We start from the raw sequence: 17026 nt of genomic DNA on the forward strand, positions 1-17026 counted from the left end.
ACATGACATCAGCCGGCATTGCGCGCGCGCCCTTCGGCACATTGCAGGACGGCACCGTGGTCGAGCGCGTGACGTTGCGCGGCGAACACGGCTTTGAAGCCGCCATCCTTCCCTTCGGCGCCGCGCTGCAGGCGCTGCTCACGCCCGATCGCGACGGGCATTGCGACGACATCGTGCTGGGCCATGACGAGCTCGACGGCTATCTCGCGCAGCGCAAATTCTTCGGCGCGACCATCGGGCGCTATGCCAACCGAATCGCCGGCGGACGTTTCGTGCTCGATGGCGAGACGGTGAAGCTCGAGGCCAACAACGGTCCCAACGCACTGCATGGCGGCCCGCAGGGGTTTGATCGCAAGCTCTGGCGGATCGTCGAACTGTCAGATGATGCGGCGCCGACGTTGGTGCTGGAACGCGAGAGCCCGCATGGCGAGGAGGGCTATCCGGGCCATCTCACGACGCGCGTGACCTATCGCGTCCGCGGTCCGATGGAACTCGCGGTTGCCTACGAGGCGACGACCGATCGGCCGACTTGCCTCAATCTCACCAATCACAGCTTCTTCAATCTCGAGGGCGCCCGTTCGGGCGGGCAGATCCTCGATCATCGATTGACGATCGCGTCCGACCACTTCCTCGCGGTGGACGCCACCGCGATCCCGCTGCCGGGCCCGCCGCGGCCGGTCGACGGCACGCCGTTCGACTTTCGCAAGCCAACGGCGATCGGCGCGCGGATCAGGATGGATGACGAGCAGCTGCGGCTCGGGCGCGGCTATGACCACAATTTCTGCCTGGCCTCGGGGACGAGCGTTCGCCTGGCGGCGCGCCTCGAGGCGCCGAACAGCGGCCGCGTGATGGAGCTGTTCACCGATCAGCCGGGATTGCAGTTCTATTCCGGCAATTTCCTCGACGGTTCGACCGCCGGCAAGGGCGATCGGCTGTGCCGGCAATCCGACGCGCTGTGTCTCGAGCCGCATGCCTGGCCGGATACGCCGAACCGGCCTGACTTTCCGTCGGCGCGACTCGATCCCGGGCAGATCTATCGGCGCAGCATCGTCTACCGCTTTTCAACCGTATGAGTGACGCAATGACCGACCGAACCGCCGAGCCGCCGATCGAACAGGTGCCGACATCCGTGCTGTCGGCCGAGCGCTGTCACCTCGGTGAGGGCCCGACCTATGACGCGGCGACCGACACCGCGTGGTGGTTCGACATTCGCGAGCCTCGCCTGTTCGAGCATCGTTTTGCCAGCGGCCGCACCGTCATTCACGAGTTGCCGAAAATGGCGAGCGCGTTGGCGCGGATCGATGGCGAGCGGCAGCTGATCCTGACCGAGGATGGGCTTTATGTTCGGCAGGTCGCGAGCGGCCGCCTGGAGCTGTTCGCTGCGCTCGAGGCCGACAATCCGGTGACGCGCTCCAACGACGCACGCGTGCATCCGTCGGGCACCTTCTGGCTCGGCACCATGGGGCGTCAGGCCGAGCAGGGCGCCGGTGCGATCTACGCGCTGCATCGGGGGCGCATCACGCGGCTCTATCCCGGGATCACGATCCCGAATGCGATCTGCTTTTCGCCTGCCGGCGATGTCGGCTATTTTGCCGATACCGCGACCAACGTGCTGCATCGCGTGCCGCTCGATCCATCGACGGGGTTGCCGACCGGCGAGCCGATCGACCTGATCAGACATCGAGGCCCCGGCGGGCTCGACGGCGCGATCGTCGATGCCGACGGCATGATCTGGAACGCGCGCTGGGGCGGCGGCTGCGTAGATGTCTACGATCCCGTCGGCCGGCATCTGCGCTCGCTGCTCGTGCCGGCCAAGCAATCGAGCTGCCCGGCCTTTGTCGGCCGCGATTTCTCGCACGTGCTGGTCACCTCGGCCTGGCAGGACATGGACGAGGCGCAACGCGCGGCCGATCCCGGGCATGGCCAAACCTTTCTGCTCGATGCCGCCGCGCACGGCCGCGCCGAGCCTGAGGTCAAACTGTCCTGACCGGGGCTCGTCGCCGCCTTGTTGACGGGAGCTGAATTCTTGGACGATGGTACAAATATGGTCCGCAAACCCGCCAAGTCCGACGTGAAGCCTGACGCGAAGGCCGCCGCCAGCACCCGCAAGCCGAACATGCGCGAGGCGATCCTCGCGGCGGCGGAGGAGTTGTTCTCGACCTATGGCTTCAACGCCGTCTCGGTGCGCGACATCGCGCACGCAGCCGGCGCCAATCCCGGCAGCGTGACCTATCACTTCAAGACCAAGGACGGTCTGCTGCTCGAGATCTATCGGCGCCATTGCGGCCCGATGAACCGGCGGCGCTCCGAACTCCTGGCAGCGGCACGGCGGGTGCGCGATCTGCAGGACCGGCTGGAGGCGATCGTGCGCGCCTATGTGCTGCCGGCCTTCACCTCGGGCAGCGATCTCGCCGGCGGCGGGACGCGGTTCACGCGGCTGCGCGCCATCATGTCGGCCGAGGGCAACGAGGTGGTGCGCAGGATCATCGCGCAGACCTTCGACGACACCAGCCATGCCTTCATCGACGCGATCCATGAAAGCCTGCCGCACATCCCGCGCACCGATCTGGTGTGGCGCAGTCACTTCCTGCTCGGCGCGCTCTACTACACGCTGGTGATGCCGGAGCGCGTCTCGCGCCTGTCGCGCGGCGGCGCCGACGGCACCGATACCGGCCACGCCATCGAGGAACTGGTGCGCGCGACTGTCGCAGCCCTGCAGGCCGCGCCGCTCGAGCAGGGGACGCTCGCGCCGCGCAAGGCGCCGGGCACAAGTCCAGGGCGAGTGCTGACCTGAACCCGCGGAGTTCGTCGCCATGGAGAAACTTCGGCTGTGCACGTGCTTGGCAATCACCCGCACATCCAGACGGTGAAGGCGGTGAGCTGCGCTCTGAGCTATTCGATCTCGACTTCACCGAGTTCACGCCGACCAACCCCGCGTTCAAGCCGATGGTGCGCGAGCAGGCGTTCGACGTCGCCTATGGCGTCGAGGATGCGGTGCTGGCTTCGCTCAAGGGGACCTTTCCCGGCATCGATTGGGAGAAGCAGGGCGCCTATTTCTTCGAGCGGGTGATCGAGCACGGCCGGCGGCGTGCGGAGGAGGTGCGCGAGGTGGCGGAGACCGTGCGCGAGGCCCACCTGACGCCATGGTCCGCCCCCGGCACCGCCGAGCGGCAGGGCTGGATTGCCGATCTTGCCGATGAGGGCGTGTTCGGGCCCAAGGGCACGCCGGACTTCGCCCGTAGCGCCGATCGGCGCACCGAGGCCGACCGGATCCTTGCGCGCATCAAATCCTGAAATCTCGCGCGGAGAATCCGCCGCGTTCCCTGCCGGCGCGCAATGCGCTATTGCTCCGTGAACAGTTTTGCTCTGGAGGCACTCCCATGAAGAATTCGAGCAAGGTCGTCGCCATCACCGGCGCGGCGCGCGGCATCGGCAAGGCCTGCGCCGCGCGCTTCCTGTCCGATGGCGCCAGGGTCGTCATCTCGGATGTCGACGCTGCCGGGCTCGTCCACGCCGCCCGCGAACTCGGACATGAGGATCGGTTGCGGGCGGTCGAGGCCGATGTCAGCAAGCGCGCCGATGTCGATCGCATCGTCGCCACGGCGGTGAAGGAGTTCGGCCGGCTCGACGTCATGGTCAACAATGCCGGCGTCGCACGCAACCGCGATTTCCTCGACATCAGCGAGGCCGAGTTCGACGACGTGATGGGGATCAACCTCAAGGGCGCGTTCTTCGGCGTCCAGGCCGCGGCGCGCCAGATGATCGCGCAGGGCGGTGGCGGCGTCGTCGTCAACATGTCCTCGGTCAACGCGCTGCTCGCGATCCCCTCGCTTGCGACCTACGCGATGTCGAAGGGCGCGATGAAGCAGCTCACCTCGGTCGCCGCGGTGGCACTGGCGCCGCACGGCATTCGTGTCGTGGCGGTCGGGCCCGGCACGATCCTGACCGAGATGGTGGCAACCGCAATCTTCTCGTCGGAGGACGCGCGGCGCAGCGTGCTGTCGCGCACCCCTGCCGGCCGCTGCGGCGAGCCGAGCGAGGTCGCCTCCGTCGTGGCCTTCCTCGCCAGCGACGATGCCTCCTACATCACCGGCCAGACCATCTATCCGGACGGCGGGCGGTTGATCCTCAATTACACGGTGCCGGTGCACGAGAAGAAGTAGGGCGCGGCCAAAATATCGAAAACAACCCCATGCAAAGTAGCCGCCGGCGGCTGGCCGGGCGACCAGGCGACTTGACGCGTCGGGCAACTCAGGGATATATTTCCAATATTCCGAAATCGTACAGGCGAGATCCTCATCCTCACCTGTCATCGCCCGGTTCAACCGGGCGATCCAGTACGCCGCGGCTTCTCGGTTCAATAACAATCGTCTCTGGAATACTGGCTCGCCCGGTCAAGCCGGGCGATGACAGTTTGTTGCGTGGCGGCAGCGTCGTGCGCTCTGATCCGGTACCGGTGCGCAGCCACGCGCCGCCGCCACCGCATCCGGCGCGGTCATTACCCGCGAAAGCATGCGCGGGTGCACCGGATGGCTACCGGCCCTTGAACTGCGGCTTGCGCTTTTCCATGAAGGCGTTGCGGCCTTCGCGGAAATCGGCGCTGTCCATGCAGTCGATGCCGATCTGCCTGATCGCGGCCATGTCGCGATCGGCGGGATCCTTCAGCACCTGCGCGATGGTGATCTTGGCGGCCTTGATCGCCAGCGGCGCGTTGCCCGAAATGGTCCGCGCGATCTCCATGGTCGCGTCCCAGAGCTCGGCATCCGGCAGCACGCGATCGACGAGGCCGATCCGCAGCGCTTCCGCGGAGTCGATCCGCATGCCCGTATACATGATCAGCCGCGCCCAGGACGGGCCGACCAGCGACACCAGATGGCGCAAGCCGTCATAGCCATAGGCGATGCCGAGCTTGGCGGCGGGAATGCCGAACTGGCCGCTTGCGCCGGAGATGCGGATATCGGTCAGCATCGCGACCTGCATGCCGCCGCCGAGACAGAAGCCGCGGATGCAGGCGATCGTCGGCTTCGGGTAGTCGGCGAGCAGGGCGCGCTGGGCGGCGCTGCGCCGTGAATATTCCTCGGAGGCTTCCGCGTTATGGCGGGTCTTCTCGAACTGGCTGATATCGGCGCCTGACACGAAAGCCTTGTCGCCGGCGCCGACCAGGACCACGACGCGGACATCAGGATCGTCGCGCAGCGCGGTCAGCGCCTCGCCGAGCCCGCCCCACATCTCCAGCGACATCGCATTGCGCTTGTCGGGATTGTTGAAGGTGATGACGCCGACGCCGTCGACCACGCTTTGCAGGATCTTGCCGTCGGCAAGCGATCGATCTGGAATGTTTGGCATTTGAGGGTCCGGTCTGATTTCGTCCAAACCTAGCACCCGGTCGCAAACCGAGGCAGGCGGTTTAGGGCACGGCGCGATTGCATCGGCGTGCGGCAACTCTCCCGGTAGTTGTACGGCTCGCAAAATAAACTGCTGCGAAAGGGTTGCGCCATAGAGTGCACCGCCGCGCTCCGTCGCGGTTTAACTTTTTCCTAGTCTTTCGACGGTACGACTGTACGCACCTGCGCGCCAGGGCGATCCCCGCGGCGCGCTGGGACGCATCGCGCAGCCTTCCCGCTGCAATCGCGTCGGTAGCGGATGTCCCCACCACCAGACCGACCCGGGATGTCGGTCAACCCCCGACCTCCGTGCACTCACATCGCCTCGGGCGAGGTCCAGTCGTGTCCGTCGAGAAGTTCCTCAAGCAACGCGCAGTCAGGATCACGGTCAACGGCAGCTACACGCTGCCGAACTGGTATGATGCGCAAGGCAAACTGCGCACCTTCGCCTGCCGCACCACGCGCGTGTCGCCGTTCCGCATGATCGTTGACGTTCCGGTGGTCGGCAAGATCGGCGACCGGCTGACCTCGTATTTCGAGGAATTCGGCAAGTTCGAGGGCTGCATCACCGACACGATGAGCCGCAGCTTCCTGCTCGAGCTCGAGATGACGCATGCGATGCGCGAGAAGTTCGCCGACAAGCTGACCTGGATCGAGAAGAAGCAAAGGGATCCGAGCGTCCGCGAGGCGCGCAACAATCCGCGGTTCGTGCCGGTCGCGCCGCATGCGATGCTGACGCTGGCGGACGGCACCATGCAGAGCTGCTTCATCATCGACATGTCGCTGTCGGGCGCGGCGGTGTCCTCCGAGGTGCAGCCGCCGATCGGCATGCCGCTTGCGATCGGCGCCTGCGTCGGGCGCGTGGTGCGGCATCTGCCGAACGGCTTCGCCATCAAGTTCGTCGAGACCTACAAGCAGGGCGAGCTGGGCCGTTTGATCGCGCGGAAGTCCAAGGAACTGTTGGTGGTGTCCGCCGATGCGGACCCTGTTGCCTAGGGCGAGCACTCAAAAATCTGGTGCGTGCGGGCGGGAATAGCGAGGTCCGAGTTGCCCTCCAGAGCAGACATCGACGGACGCTTAAGTGAATGTCCGCAACAGAAGCGGACGTCAGTTTCGCCTTCTATTTTGGCGCTGGCTTGTCGTAGAGGGGCTTGCCTTTATCGACGATATGCACCGTCAGAATTTTCAGCGTCTTGTCGCCGACCACCTTGTAAGCCCCATGAGGCACATCCCGAACATTCATCCCGACGGCACCGGTCGGAATCGGCACCTGCTTCCCATCGGGTAACTCGATATGACCACCCTCAAGGAAGTAGTATGACTCATCACCATGATGGATATGCAGCGTCGAAGTCTCGCCGGGCTTTATCTCGCTGATGCTGGTGACGATTTCCATGTTCGTGCCCGTTAGGTCACCTCGCTTCAACTCCTTTCGAAATGGGGAGTCCTGTGCACTTGCTGTAGTCACGAACATTGAAGCCAAAGCGGCTGCGATTATGATCTTCATGGAAAGTATCCTCTTGTAAAAAATGCGGCTTGTCTGGGTCTGCGCTTCCCAGCTTGTCGGAATTTACACCTATCGGCAAAGTAGTGCTGGAGGGCCAGTGCCCCGCGAAGGCAGCTTTCAAACTTCTATTTCGTTTTTCGAACACAAGGAGGCTCCTCTGCATCCCCCTATCTGCCCAATTGGGCATTATTCGCCACGTCGAGGTGACCTGAAGGCGATCACCGTCTAATTTGAAGAAGCGTGTTTGCTCAGTGCCCACCCATTCAGGGTTCCAAGCAACATCGACCTTCGTAATCCATTTGTCGCCTTCGAGACGGTAGATGCCGGTGTAGGCAGCCATGCTGTTTAGCAGATCGGCGCGATCTTCGACTGTTTGTGGCGGCTTGCGCCCCTCTCCGGTCAGGACAAACATTACCCGCCCCTCGGCCGTGAAAATCGCGTATCCCGTAGGAGAACGTCCGAAGACGGGTTCTTTCTGCCCGGTGGCTTGAATTTCAATCTCTTGAGAAACCAGTTTCCAGATGCCGATCACCTTTTCACGGTCTTCGGCGAAGCTCGGATACGCTGGAATAAGCCACCCAGCGAAGGCAACAAGGCATTTCAACTTAGACATAAGAGGTCCCCCTCCAATGCTCTGCCCTTCTTGATACTCAGTAGCCTGATATTAGCGCAGAAATTGAGAAGCTGGAATGTCCGTTCAGGGTCAAACGCTGTCCTCGGGCAGGCAGCACGCCCTTCGTCGGGTCATCTCTTGGAAGCGGACATCGCCAGGCTCCGGGCTGAGGTCAGCCATGGGCCAACAGGGTGCATATACTCCCACTCGCACAGTCTGAAGTGCCGTCGATGGGCACGGTTTTGGAGAAACTGTCGAAGGGGCGCTTTGACGCCCGCCGAGTTTGATAAGACGTATCCGGCCCGCTTGAAATCAGAAATCTACTAATCCGACGGGTCCGTAATATAACGACAGCCGGGCTTTGCTATTGCCACGATCCAGGTCTGCATCAACCCGGTCGAGCGGACGGCACGGCGTCCGTTCCCTTGTCGATGCGAATGGCAACTTCGGGGTTCAGGTGGCGACATCCCTGTGGTCGGGGCCGCGAGTCCGCTTGCCTCTCGAAAGCGGGCATCCTGAATTTAGGAGCACACACCCTAGCCTACGGCCGCTCGTCCGATTCGCGCATTACGCCAGCTGTTCCGGATCATCGGCTGCGCGCATGCGCGAGATATTGTCCTCGGTCGCCGCCGTGCCGGCCGCCGCGATCGCGATCTCCCGCGCCAGATTGGTGCATTCGGCCCATAGCAGGAAGAACACCAGCGGCGGCCGTTCGCCCGCCTCCAGCATCTGCCGGCAGCGCTCCGCCGCGCCGTCGAGTGCCCACCATTGCCGGGCGACCACCATGACCTTGCGGAAACTTCGCAATGTGCCGGAGAATTTCTGCGGATCGGCGCTCACGAGGGCGCCGCAATGGTTCAGCCAGTTCAGCGCCGCATAGATCGCGATTCCGTAGTCCTCGATCGCGGTGCCCGTGAAATCCACCACGGTGTTGTCGTGCGCGCGCTGGCGCAGGAAGGCATCGATCATCTCGGGTTGCCGGGATGGATCGGCCAGCAGCGAGGTGTCTTGTCGCGGCACCATCGGAATATAGCGCATCGCTTCGAGCCGGGTGTGCTCCCAGATCGCTCTGCTATCGCCGAGCAGGTCGCCGGACTTGCGCTTGCAGGCGGGATAGACCAACACGCCGTTGTCGGCGAGATCGAGATAGCGCGGCACCACCTTGTCGAGCGCGGCGAGAAACGCGCAGGGATCGGTGAGGCCGCGCAAGTCGCTGGCGGCGTCCTCCGCGGGTGAAGGCTTGTTGACGCGTGTCCAGCCGAAGTTGGCCATCCCCGGGCGCCCCGATCTCAACCTGTGCGTCAGGTTAGAGGGAAAATGCGGCGATGCAAATGCGGCATTTGCGGTCGCGCCGCAGCGCGTGCCTGGTGCTGCCGGTTGACGCAGGAAACCGCCGCGCCTAGCTCATGGTTAATCGGGCGCAACGCAGGTTGCTGCCGCCGTCGGGACTGATCGCCATGACCGCTTCTGATCGCCAATCGCATTGGCAGACCGTCTACCAGACCAAGGGCGAGCAGCAGGTGAGCTGGTCGCAGGCCGACCCGCAGCCATCGCTCGGCCTGATCGAATCCATCGCGCCGGACCGCGACGCGGCGATCATCGACGTCGGGGGCGGGGCCTCGCGCCTCGTCGATGCGCTGCTGGCGAGTGGTTTCCACGATCTGACGGTGCTCGACCTCTCCGAGGCGGCGCTGGCGAGCGCGCGGGAGCGGATCGGCGCGGCAGGCGCAGCCGTGCGCTGGATCGCCGATGATGCGACGGTGTGGCAGCCGCAGCAGGCCTTCGACATCTGGCACGATCGTGCAGCATTTCATTTTCTCGTCGAGGAGACCGATCGCATGGCCTATCTCGACCGGCTGCATCGCGGCGTCAGGGCGGGCGGCCACGCCGTGATCGGCACCTTCGCGCTGGACGGACCGGAGAAGTGCAGCGGTCTTCCGGTCGAGCGCTATGATCCCGCAACGCTCAGCCGGACCATTGGTCCGGCGTTCGAGCTGATCGCCGAGGTGCCGCATCGGCACGTCACGCCCTGGGGCGCGACGCAGTCGTTCCAGTTCAGTGTGTTGCGGCGGAAGTGACCGACCGCCGAAGGAGAGGTGAGATGACGGACGCGCCACGGATGATCGGCGAGATCGCGAGCTATCACGCCCATGTCTATTACGACCCTGCCACCAGCCGGGGCGAGGCCGAGCGGCTGCGCAACTGGATGGGTGAGCGCTTCCTGGTCACCCTCGGGCGCTGGCACGACGTCAAGGTCGGCCCGCACGATCAGGCGATGTACCAGGTGGCGTTCGCGGCCGAGCTGTTTCCGACCCTGGTGCCGTGGCTGATGCTGAACCACGGCAGCCTGAGCATTCTGGTCCATCCCAACACGACCAATCCGCGCCGCGATCATCGCGACGATCCGCTCTGGATCGGCACGCCGCTTGCCGTCCATGCCGACAAGCTGCCAGAAGAGGCCGAGATGGAGCAGGCGCCGGTGCCGAACACGTCGCCGACATTGCGCCCCTGAGCCTCGCCGCAGGGATCGGCGGGGTTCGTAAAGTTTGACGCAATTGTACTACAACCAAGTCGTTTCAAACTCATCGCGTTTTGCAACGTGAGGTTAAGTCGCCATTCCTAGGCTGACCCGACAATTTCAGGGTCGGGCGCATTGGGCATGTTTTTTTCGTTTCGAAGCTGGTCACTGTGGCGCGTGGTGGGGCCTCTGCTGGCCATCGTGCTGCTGCTGGGCGGCCTGACGGCCGGCAGCCTGCAGGTGATGTCCGCGGTGCGAGCCTATGTTGCCGGCGAGAGCCTCTGGTCGAAGGGGCAGAAGGACGCCATTCACGACCTCCAAATCTATATCAGCACCGGCGCGCCGCTCTATCTGCAGAAGTTCGATGCCGCGATCGCGGTGCCGCTGGCCGATCGCACGGCGCGGCGCGCCCTGGAAGCGCCAGGCGACAACGATGCCGTGGCCAGGGTCGCGTTTGCCAAGGCAGGCAATCATGATGACGACATTGGCGGCCTGATCTGGCTGTTCAAATATTTCCGCGCGATGCACCACGTTGCCGGCGCGGTGACGGCATGGCGCAATTCGGATGCGCTGCTCGATCAGCTGATCGAGATCAGGAACGATGCCGCGAACGACGCCGCGCTGCACGATCCGTCGGCTGCGACGATCAAGCATTGGGCCGAGCGGATCGGCACGGTCGACGCCGCGATGACCACGCTCGCCGTCGATTTCTCCGATCATCTGGGGAAGGCGTCGCGCCAGGTCTCTGCGCTGCTGCTGCTGGTCAATCTCGTGATCGCGGCCTGCCTTGCCGGGATCGTGCTGGTCCATACGCGGCGGATGCTGTGGCGGCGCTGGCTTGCCGAGACCGCGCTTGCCGTCGAGAAGGAGCGCGCCCAGCTCACGCTGGCCTCGATCGGCGACGCCGTCATCGTGACCACGCCGGACGATCGCGTCGGCTACATGAACGCCGCCGCACAGCGGCTGATCACCTCGGGGCAGGACGTGACCGGCTGGCAGCTTTCATCACTGTTCAGCATCGCCGAGCAGCCGGTGCAGGGATCGTTCCAGAGCGCGGATGTCGATGGCGAAAGCCGCCCGCAGCAGCGGCTGCTGGTCCGCGCGGATCATTCCAGCGTGCCGGTCTCGGTGGTCGAGACCCCGATCGTGCACGCCGGCGAGCCCGCCGGCCGCGTCATGATCATTCACGACATGACCGCCGAGCGGCGGCTGGTCGAGGAATTGGCGTGGGCCGCCTCCCATGACGCGCTCACCGGGCTCGCAAACCGGCGGCAATTCGAGTTCGAGCTGCACAAGACGATGTCGGGCTCGCCGGTCGCCGGCGCCGATCTGATGCTGATCGACCTCGATCAGTTCAAGATCGTCAACGACACCTGCGGCCACATGGCGGGCGACCGGCTGCTGAAGCAGGTGGCGAGGTTGCTGGCGGCCGAGGTCGGCGGCAGCGGGCTGGTCGCGCGGCTTGGCGGCGACGAGTTCGGCATTCTGCTGCGCGACGACGGCTCTGCCGCGCATGAGGCGGCTGCCGACGTCGCGGAGCGGATCAGGGCAGTGGTCGAGCAGTCGAGCTTCGTCCATGAGGGCTCGAGCTTCCGGATCAGCGCGAGCATCGGCCTGGTCGGGCTCGCCGACAGCGCCGGCGTGCAGGACGCGTTGCGGCTCGCCGACGTCGCCTGTTTCCTCGCCAAGGACAAGGGACGCAACCGCGTCCAGGAGCACCGTCCGTCGGATACCGGCATGGCGGTGCGTGTTGCCGAGATGAGCTGGGTCAATCGTATCCGCAAGGGATTGGACGAGGGCCGCTTCTGCCTTTACGAGCAGGAGATCCGCCCGCTGAACGGTATGCTGAAGAGCAACGATCGCCGCGAGCTGCTGCTGCGCCTGCGGGACGAAAGCGGCGCCCTGGTGCCGCCCGGCAGCTTCCTGCCCGCGGCCGAACGCTACGGGCTGATGCCGCTGATCGATCGCTGGGTGGTTCGTCGCGCCTTCGAGATCATCGCCGAGCGCAAGCATCACCCGCGCAAGATCGCGAGCTACGCGATCAACCTCTCCGGCGCCACCATCGGCGACGGCGACTTCGTCGACTTTGTCGCCGGGCTGTTTGCCGAGCATGATGTGTCGCCGGCTTTGGTGTGTTTCGAGATCACCGAGACCAGCGCAATCTCCAATCTCGACGAGGCGCAGAAGTTCATCGCGCGGTTGCGCGAGATCGGCTGCAGCTTCTCGCTCGACGATTTCGGCACCGGCATGTCCTCGATCGCGTATCTGAAGCACCTGCCGGTCGACATCATCAAGATCGACGGTTCGTTCGTGAAGGAGATCCTGAACAGCAAGGTCGATCGCGCGATGGTCGAGATGATCACCAAGACCGCGAAGATCATGCAGAAGCAGGTGGTCGCGGAATTCGTCGAGAGCCTCGCGATCCTGGACGAGCTGCGCCAGATCGGGGTCGACTACGCCCAGGGGTACGCGATCGGGAAGCCGGTCCCGGTCCTCACCCTCCGGGAAGAAAAGATAGCCTGAGTCGCCGGAATTGTCCCGAATCGGGACCTTTTTGGCCGTTTTAGTCCGCCCGGGGCTGATTCAAGGCTGATTCCCCGGCACTTTCCATCCGAAAAACGTTTAAAAAACCTGTCGTTGCCGGTTTCGTCTCGATTATGCCTTACTCTAATTCCCTGATATGATGAGTGATCGGTGAATCCCACGTGGGCCGGGTAACAGGCTCCAGAGCACCGAACTTGGGGATGATGGGTCAACGTACGACGAAAGCTGCCGGGCGTAAGTCGAGCCGCGGCATGTCTCTGGTGGGCAGCACGACGTTCGCCGTGAGCGCGCTCGTCCTGTCGTCTGGCCTTGCCGCCTGGATGGCCGGCATCGATCCCACCGCTTGGCTTCACGGACCGGCATTCGCCAACACCACCGCCTCATTGAATTTCGACGATCGCTTCGGCTCACGATCCACGATCAACACGGCTTCGCTGTATTACCCACTGCGCCGCGGATTCCGTTCGAGCCGCGGCGATTTCAATTCCGAGTTCGGCCAGATCGAAGAGGCGCTGGGCGGCCAGCTGCGCGACACGCAGACCGAACTGCCGAGCAGCGAGCCGGCGACGGCGTCGGTCGCCGCCACGACCACGGTGACGACGACGTCCGCAGTGCCGATGCCGCGGTCGCGGCCGGCCGAGGCCAATCTGCTCGCGCGGAACGATCAGCCGCCGCCACCGCAAGCGCCGGTGCAGCAGGGCGACAACCGGACGTTCCTGCAGAAGATCGCCGACATGATGCCGGGCAAGCTGCAGCTCGCGTCGATCGATCCGAATGACGGATTGCTGTCCGGTCCGAGCCCCGATCTCGGCAAGCTCGGTTATGACAGCACCACGGCGGTCTACGACATCACCGGCCGCATCGTGTACATGCCCGACGGCACCAAGTTCGAGGCGCATTCAGGCCTCGGTAATCTGCTCGACGATCCGGCGCATGTGAATGCCCGCAACGCCGGTGCGACGCCGCCCGGCGTCTATGAGATGAAGCCGCGCGAAAAGCTGTTTCACGGCGTGCCCGCGCTGCGCATGACCCCGGTCGATGGCAGCGATCCGTTCGGCCGCGTCGGCCTGCTGGTCCACAGCTACATGCTCGGACCGAACGGCGACTCTAACGGCTGCATCTCGGTCAAGCATTACGACAAGTTCCTGCAGGCCTATCGCAGCGGCACCGTCAGGCGCATCGCCGTCGTGATCAGCATCAAGGACGTCAAGTCCGCCTCGACCCGCGCGGCGTCAAACTCGTAACCCGCGCGCCGGCGCCGTTCGGCGCATGAAGCCCGTCAACATTCAGTGTCTCCTTAGCCTCCGGCGCGAAAGCGTCGGGCGATGCGACATGGCGTGATGGAAACGCACCGGCTCTCATGACCCTTTAGCCGAATTTATGCATACTGAATTATCTTTATAAAGTATTATAATGCCTCCATTTGCAAATTTTTGCACCAAATGTATACATAAAGTATCCAAGGAGATGCTGAAAGGGCGACCGATGTCAAAGTCGTTTCCAATGAACGCTTGGTACGCGGCCGGCTGGGACGCCGAGATCAAGCACGCGCTGCTGCCGCGGACGATCTGCGGCAAGCATGTCGTGATGTACCGGAAGGGCGACGGCGAGGTCGTGGCGCTCGAGGATGCCTGCTGGCATCGCCTGGTGCCGCTCTCCAAGGGCCGGCTCGATGGCGACACCGTGGTCTGCGGCTATCATGGCCTGAAATACAATGCGCAGGGCCGCTGCACCTTCATGCCCTCGCAGGAGACGATCAATCCGTCGGCCTGCGTGCGCGCCTATCCCGTCGTCGAGCGTCACCGCTTCATCTGGCTCTGGATGGGCGATCCCGCGCTCGCCGATCCGGCGCTGGTGCCCGACATGCACTGGAACCACGATCCGGCCTGGGCCGGCGACGGCAAGACCATTCACGTCAAATGCGACTATCGCCTCGTCGTCGACAATCTCATGGACCTGACGCACGAGACCTTCGTGCATGGTTCGAGCATCGGCAATGATGCGGTCGCCGAAGCGCCGTTCGACGTCACCCATGGCGAGAAGACCGTCACCGTGACGCGCTGGATGCAGGGCATCGAGGCGCCGCCGTTCTGGGCCAAGCAATTGCAGAAGCCGGGCCCGGTCGATCGCTGGCAGATCATCCGCTTCGAGGCGCCGTGCACCGTCAATATCGACGTCGGCGTTGCGCCGGCCGGATCGGGCGCGCCGGAGGGCGATCGCTCGCAGGGCGTCAACGGCTATGTGCTCAACACCATCACGCCGGAGACCTCGAAGACCTGCCATTACTTCTGGGCCTTCGTCCGCAATCACCGCATCACCGAGCAGCGTCTCACCAGCGAAATCCGCGACGGTGTTGCCGGCATCTTCCACGAGGACGAGATCATCCTGGAAGCGCAGCAGCGCGCGATGGACGAGAATCCGGACCGCGTGTTCTACAATCTCAACATCGATGCCGGCGCGATGTGGGCGCGGCGCGTCATCGACCGCATGGTGGCGAAGGAAAACCCGCCGCAGCAGCTGCAGGCAGCGGAGTAGGCGGCATGGCGGAGCGCGAAGCCGAGCGTTCAGTGTCGCAGACGGTGCACGCGCAACTCGCGCTGCGTGAACTGATCGTTTCGGGCGGCCTGCGGCCGGGTGAGCGCATCTCGGAATTGCAGGCCGTCGAGGTCACCGGGGTGTCGCGCACGCCGGTGCGGATGGCACTGGTCCGGCTGGAGGAGGAAGGCCTGCTCGAGGCGATCCCGTCCGGCGGCTTCATGGTCAAGGCATTTTCCGAGCGCGACATTCTCGATTCGATCGAGCTGCGCGGCACGCTGGAGGGATTGGCCGCACGCTTTGCCGCCGAGCGCGGCGTCTCGTCGCGCGATCTCGAGCCGCTGAAGCAATGCCTCGATGAGATCGACGGCCTGGTACGGCAGGAGCCGATTTCGATGGAGGCGTTTTCGTCCTATGTCGCGCTCAACGCCCGCTTCCACGTGCTGCTGGCCGAGCTGTCGCGCAGTCCGCCGCTGATCCGGCAGATCGACCGCGCCTCGGCGCTTCCGTTCGCCTCGCCGAGCGGGTTCGTGATGGCGCAATCGGCCTTGCCCGAAGCGCGTCAGATCCTGCTGATCGCGCAGGACCATCATCGCGTGGTGGTCGACGCCATCGAGAACCGCGAGGGCGCGCGCGCCGAGGCGATCATGCGCGAGCATGCCCGGCTTGCGGCACGCAATCTGCGGCTGGCGCTGCGCAACCGCACCCATCTGGATCTGCTGCCGGCGCTGGCGCTGATCTCGACCGGCTGAACGGAGCGCATCATGCGATTCATCGAAACCTGGACATCCGCCACGCTGCTCGCTGTGCGCGACCTCACGCCCGGCATCCGCGAATTCCTGCTGCGGCCGGACGATTTCGCCGGCACGCCCTATCCCGTCGGCAGCCATATCGATATCGGCGTCACCATCGACGGCCAGCCGCAGACCCGATCCTATTCGCTGGTCGGCGAAGTCGATCCGCAGGGTTTCCGGATCGCGGTGCGGCACACAGCGGATTCCCGCGGCGGCTCGCGCTACATGTGGTCGCTCGCGCCGGGCGCGCGGCTCAACATCACGCAGCCCGCCTCGCTGGTACAGCTCGACTGGACGCGGCGGCAGTTCTGCCTGATCGCGGGCGGCGTCGGCATCACGCCGATCATTGGCGCCGCGCAGGCGCTGGTCCGCCGCGACGTCGGCGTGACGCTGCACTATGCCGTCCGCACGCGCAGCGATGCGGCCTATCTCGATACGCTCGAGCGTCTGCTCGGCGAGCGTCTCGTCGTCCATGCCGGCGACGAGGGCAGGCGACTCGACCTCGACGGCGTCTTCGCAGGTCTACCGCAGGATACGATGGCATTGTTCTGCGGCCCGATGCGGATGCTGGATGCGGCGCGGCGCGCCTGGGAGGCGTCAGGCCGCCCGCTGACTGATCTGCGCTACGAGACCTTCGGATCGAGCGGACTGCTGCCGACCGAGGCGTTCCGCGTGCGGCTCAGGGACGAGGGAACGGAGTTCGTGATCCCGCGCGACCGCTCGATGCTGGACGTGCTCAACGAGGCCGGCCATGAGGTGATGAGCGACTGCCGGCGCGGCGAATGCGGCGTCTGTGCGCTCGATGTGGTCGCTGTCGATGGCGAAATCGACCATCGCGACGTCTTCTTCAGCGACCACCAGAAGCAGCAGAGCCGCAAGATCTGCGCCTGCGTCTCGCGCGCCCGCGGCACCATCACGGTGGATACTCTGCATCGCGCCGACGCGCTCTGACGCGCGCACTCGCGGCGCGACCGTTCGATCGGGGCTAAAGCGTGATCATATTAGGTTGAGCTGGAACGGCGAAGGATCACCTCTCCCCTGGGAGAGGTCGATTTGCGTAGCAAATCGGGTGAGGGGTTACGGTCTAACGAGAGAGCAAGAGCCCTCACCCGGATTGCTTCGCAATCCGAC

The 17026-nt window shown here is 64.6% G+C and carries 16 protein-coding genes and 1 pseudogene; 13 read left to right on the plus strand and 4 right to left on the minus strand.

From position 1 onward, the window contains the following. Positions 1-2 precede the first annotated feature (2 nt). From H8A92_RS22770 to H8A92_RS22790, 5 genes and pseudogenes are all read left to right on the plus strand, one after another. Positions 3-1073, plus strand: a complete 1071-nt coding sequence (locus H8A92_RS22770) for an aldose epimerase family protein (RefSeq protein WP_229197840.1) — start codon at positions 3-5, stop codon at positions 1071-1073. 35 nt (positions 1074-1108) lie between these two features. After that, positions 1109-1987, plus strand: a complete 879-nt coding sequence (locus H8A92_RS22775) for an SMP-30/gluconolactonase/LRE family protein (protein WP_229197856.1) — start codon at positions 1109-1111, stop codon at positions 1985-1987. A 57-nt stretch (positions 1988-2044) separates the two neighbouring features. Continuing rightward, complete coding sequence (locus tag H8A92_RS22780) at positions 2045-2794, plus strand: TetR/AcrR family transcriptional regulator (protein WP_229197841.1); 750 nt, start codon at positions 2045-2047, stop codon at positions 2792-2794. Positions 2795-2973: 179 nt separating this feature from the next. Next, a pseudogene (locus H8A92_RS22785) lies at positions 2974-3294 on the plus strand (DUF1932 domain-containing protein); the annotation flags it as partial. Between the two features lie 86 nt (positions 3295-3380). Then, entirely contained in the window at positions 3381-4163 is a 783-nt protein-coding gene (locus H8A92_RS22790) for an SDR family NAD(P)-dependent oxidoreductase (protein WP_229197842.1), read from the plus strand. 370 nt (positions 4164-4533) lie between these two features. On the opposite strand, the gene H8A92_RS22795 is transcribed toward H8A92_RS22790, so the two are convergent. Beyond that, positions 4534-5346: an enoyl-CoA hydratase gene (locus tag H8A92_RS22795; protein ID WP_229197843.1), complete on the minus strand. Its 813-nt coding sequence runs from the start codon at positions 5344-5346 to the stop codon at positions 4534-4536. A gap of 380 nt (positions 5347-5726) precedes the next feature. On the opposite strand from H8A92_RS22795, the gene H8A92_RS22800 reads away from it, so the two are divergent. Then, complete coding sequence (locus tag H8A92_RS22800) at positions 5727-6380, plus strand: PilZ domain-containing protein (RefSeq protein WP_229197844.1); 654 nt, start codon at positions 5727-5729, stop codon at positions 6378-6380. A 124-nt stretch (positions 6381-6504) separates the two neighbouring features. Here the strand turns inward: H8A92_RS22800 and H8A92_RS22805 are convergent, their stop codons facing one another. The 3 genes from H8A92_RS22805 to H8A92_RS22815 all read right to left on the minus strand — a co-directional run bounded on the left by H8A92_RS22805 (position 6505) and on the right by H8A92_RS22815 (position 8776). Beyond that, positions 6505-6780 (minus strand): cupin domain-containing protein, encoded by a 276-nt coding sequence (locus tag H8A92_RS22805; protein ID WP_229197845.1) that lies wholly within the window; start codon positions 6778-6780, stop codon positions 6505-6507. 16 nt (positions 6781-6796) lie between these two features. Continuing rightward, a complete protein-coding gene (locus H8A92_RS22810; protein WP_229197846.1) occupies positions 6797-7504 on the minus strand; it encodes a lipocalin-like domain-containing protein in 708 nt (235 codons plus the stop codon). Positions 7505-8071: 567 nt separating this feature from the next. Next, a complete protein-coding gene (locus H8A92_RS22815; RefSeq protein WP_229197847.1) occupies positions 8072-8776 on the minus strand; it encodes a hypothetical protein in 705 nt (234 codons plus the stop codon). Positions 8777-8961: 185 nt separating this feature from the next. Here H8A92_RS22815 and H8A92_RS22820 point away from each other — a divergent pair, with 185 nt between their 5' ends. The 7 genes from H8A92_RS22820 (at position 8962) to H8A92_RS22850 (ending at position 16846) form a co-directional block, all read left to right on the plus strand. Next, entirely contained in the window at positions 8962-9582 is a 621-nt protein-coding gene (locus H8A92_RS22820) for a class I SAM-dependent methyltransferase (RefSeq protein WP_229197848.1), read from the plus strand. A gap of 23 nt (positions 9583-9605) precedes the next feature. Further along, positions 9606-10016: a DOPA 4,5-dioxygenase family protein gene (locus tag H8A92_RS22825; RefSeq protein ID WP_229197849.1), complete on the plus strand. Its 411-nt coding sequence runs from the start codon at positions 9606-9608 to the stop codon at positions 10014-10016. Between the two features lie 186 nt (positions 10017-10202). After that, a complete protein-coding gene (locus H8A92_RS22830; protein ID WP_229197850.1) occupies positions 10203-12545 on the plus strand; it encodes a putative bifunctional diguanylate cyclase/phosphodiesterase in 2343 nt (780 codons plus the stop codon). 272 nt (positions 12546-12817) lie between these two features. Then, positions 12818-13810, plus strand: coding sequence for a DUF2778 domain-containing protein (locus tag H8A92_RS22835; RefSeq protein WP_229197851.1), 993 nt, complete (start codon positions 12818-12820; stop codon positions 13808-13810). Positions 13811-14051: 241 nt separating this feature from the next. Continuing rightward, positions 14052-15101 carry an aromatic ring-hydroxylating dioxygenase subunit alpha gene (locus tag H8A92_RS22840; protein ID WP_229197852.1) on the plus strand — a complete coding sequence of 350 codons (1050 nt, stop codon included), beginning with the start codon at positions 14052-14054 and terminating at the stop codon, positions 15099-15101. Between the two features lie 5 nt (positions 15102-15106). Continuing rightward, a complete protein-coding gene (locus tag H8A92_RS22845) occupies positions 15107-15853 on the plus strand; it encodes a GntR family transcriptional regulator (protein WP_229197853.1) in 747 nt (248 codons plus the stop codon). 12 nt (positions 15854-15865) lie between these two features. Next, on the plus strand, positions 15866-16846 hold the full coding sequence (locus H8A92_RS22850) for a PDR/VanB family oxidoreductase (protein WP_229197854.1): 981 nt from the start codon (positions 15866-15868) through the stop codon (positions 16844-16846). Positions 16847-17026: the final 180 nt, after the last annotated feature.

The organism is Bradyrhizobium acaciae, assembly GCF_020889785.1.
In the GTDB taxonomy this organism is placed as follows: Bacteria; Pseudomonadota; Alphaproteobacteria; order Rhizobiales; family Xanthobacteraceae; genus Bradyrhizobium; species Bradyrhizobium acaciae.

Bases quoted from the DNA above. Each gene is read 5' to 3' on its own strand.
- H8A92_RS22770 (WP_229197840.1), top strand. From the start codon at position 3: ATGACATCAGCCGGCATTGCGCGCGCGCCCTTCGGCACATTGCAGGAC.
- H8A92_RS22780 (WP_229197841.1), top strand. From the start codon at position 2,045: ATGGTCCGCAAACCCGCCAAGTCCGACGTGAAGCCTGACGCGAAGGCC.
- H8A92_RS22790 (WP_229197842.1), top strand. From the start codon at position 3,381: ATGAAGAATTCGAGCAAGGTCGTCGCCATCACCGGCGCGGCGCGCGGC.
- H8A92_RS22795 (WP_229197843.1), bottom strand. From the start codon at position 5,346: ATGCCAAACATTCCAGATCGATCGCTTGCCGACGGCAAGATCCTGCAA.
- H8A92_RS22805 (WP_229197845.1), bottom strand. From the start codon at position 6,780: ATGGAAATCGTCACCAGCATCAGCGAGATAAAGCCCGGCGAGACTTCG.
- H8A92_RS22810 (WP_229197846.1), bottom strand. From the start codon at position 7,504: ATGTCTAAGTTGAAATGCCTTGTTGCCTTCGCTGGGTGGCTTATTCCA.
- H8A92_RS22815 (WP_229197847.1), bottom strand. From the start codon at position 8,776: ATGGCCAACTTCGGCTGGACACGCGTCAACAAGCCTTCACCCGCGGAG.
- H8A92_RS22820 (WP_229197848.1), top strand. From the start codon at position 8,962: ATGACCGCTTCTGATCGCCAATCGCATTGGCAGACCGTCTACCAGACC.
- H8A92_RS22825 (WP_229197849.1), top strand. From the start codon at position 9,606: ATGACGGACGCGCCACGGATGATCGGCGAGATCGCGAGCTATCACGCC.
- H8A92_RS22835 (WP_229197851.1), top strand. From the start codon at position 12,818: ATGTCTCTGGTGGGCAGCACGACGTTCGCCGTGAGCGCGCTCGTCCTG.
- H8A92_RS22840 (WP_229197852.1), top strand. From the start codon at position 14,052: ATGTCAAAGTCGTTTCCAATGAACGCTTGGTACGCGGCCGGCTGGGAC.
- H8A92_RS22845 (WP_229197853.1), top strand. From the start codon at position 15,107: ATGGCGGAGCGCGAAGCCGAGCGTTCAGTGTCGCAGACGGTGCACGCG.
- H8A92_RS22850 (WP_229197854.1), top strand. From the start codon at position 15,866: ATGCGATTCATCGAAACCTGGACATCCGCCACGCTGCTCGCTGTGCGC.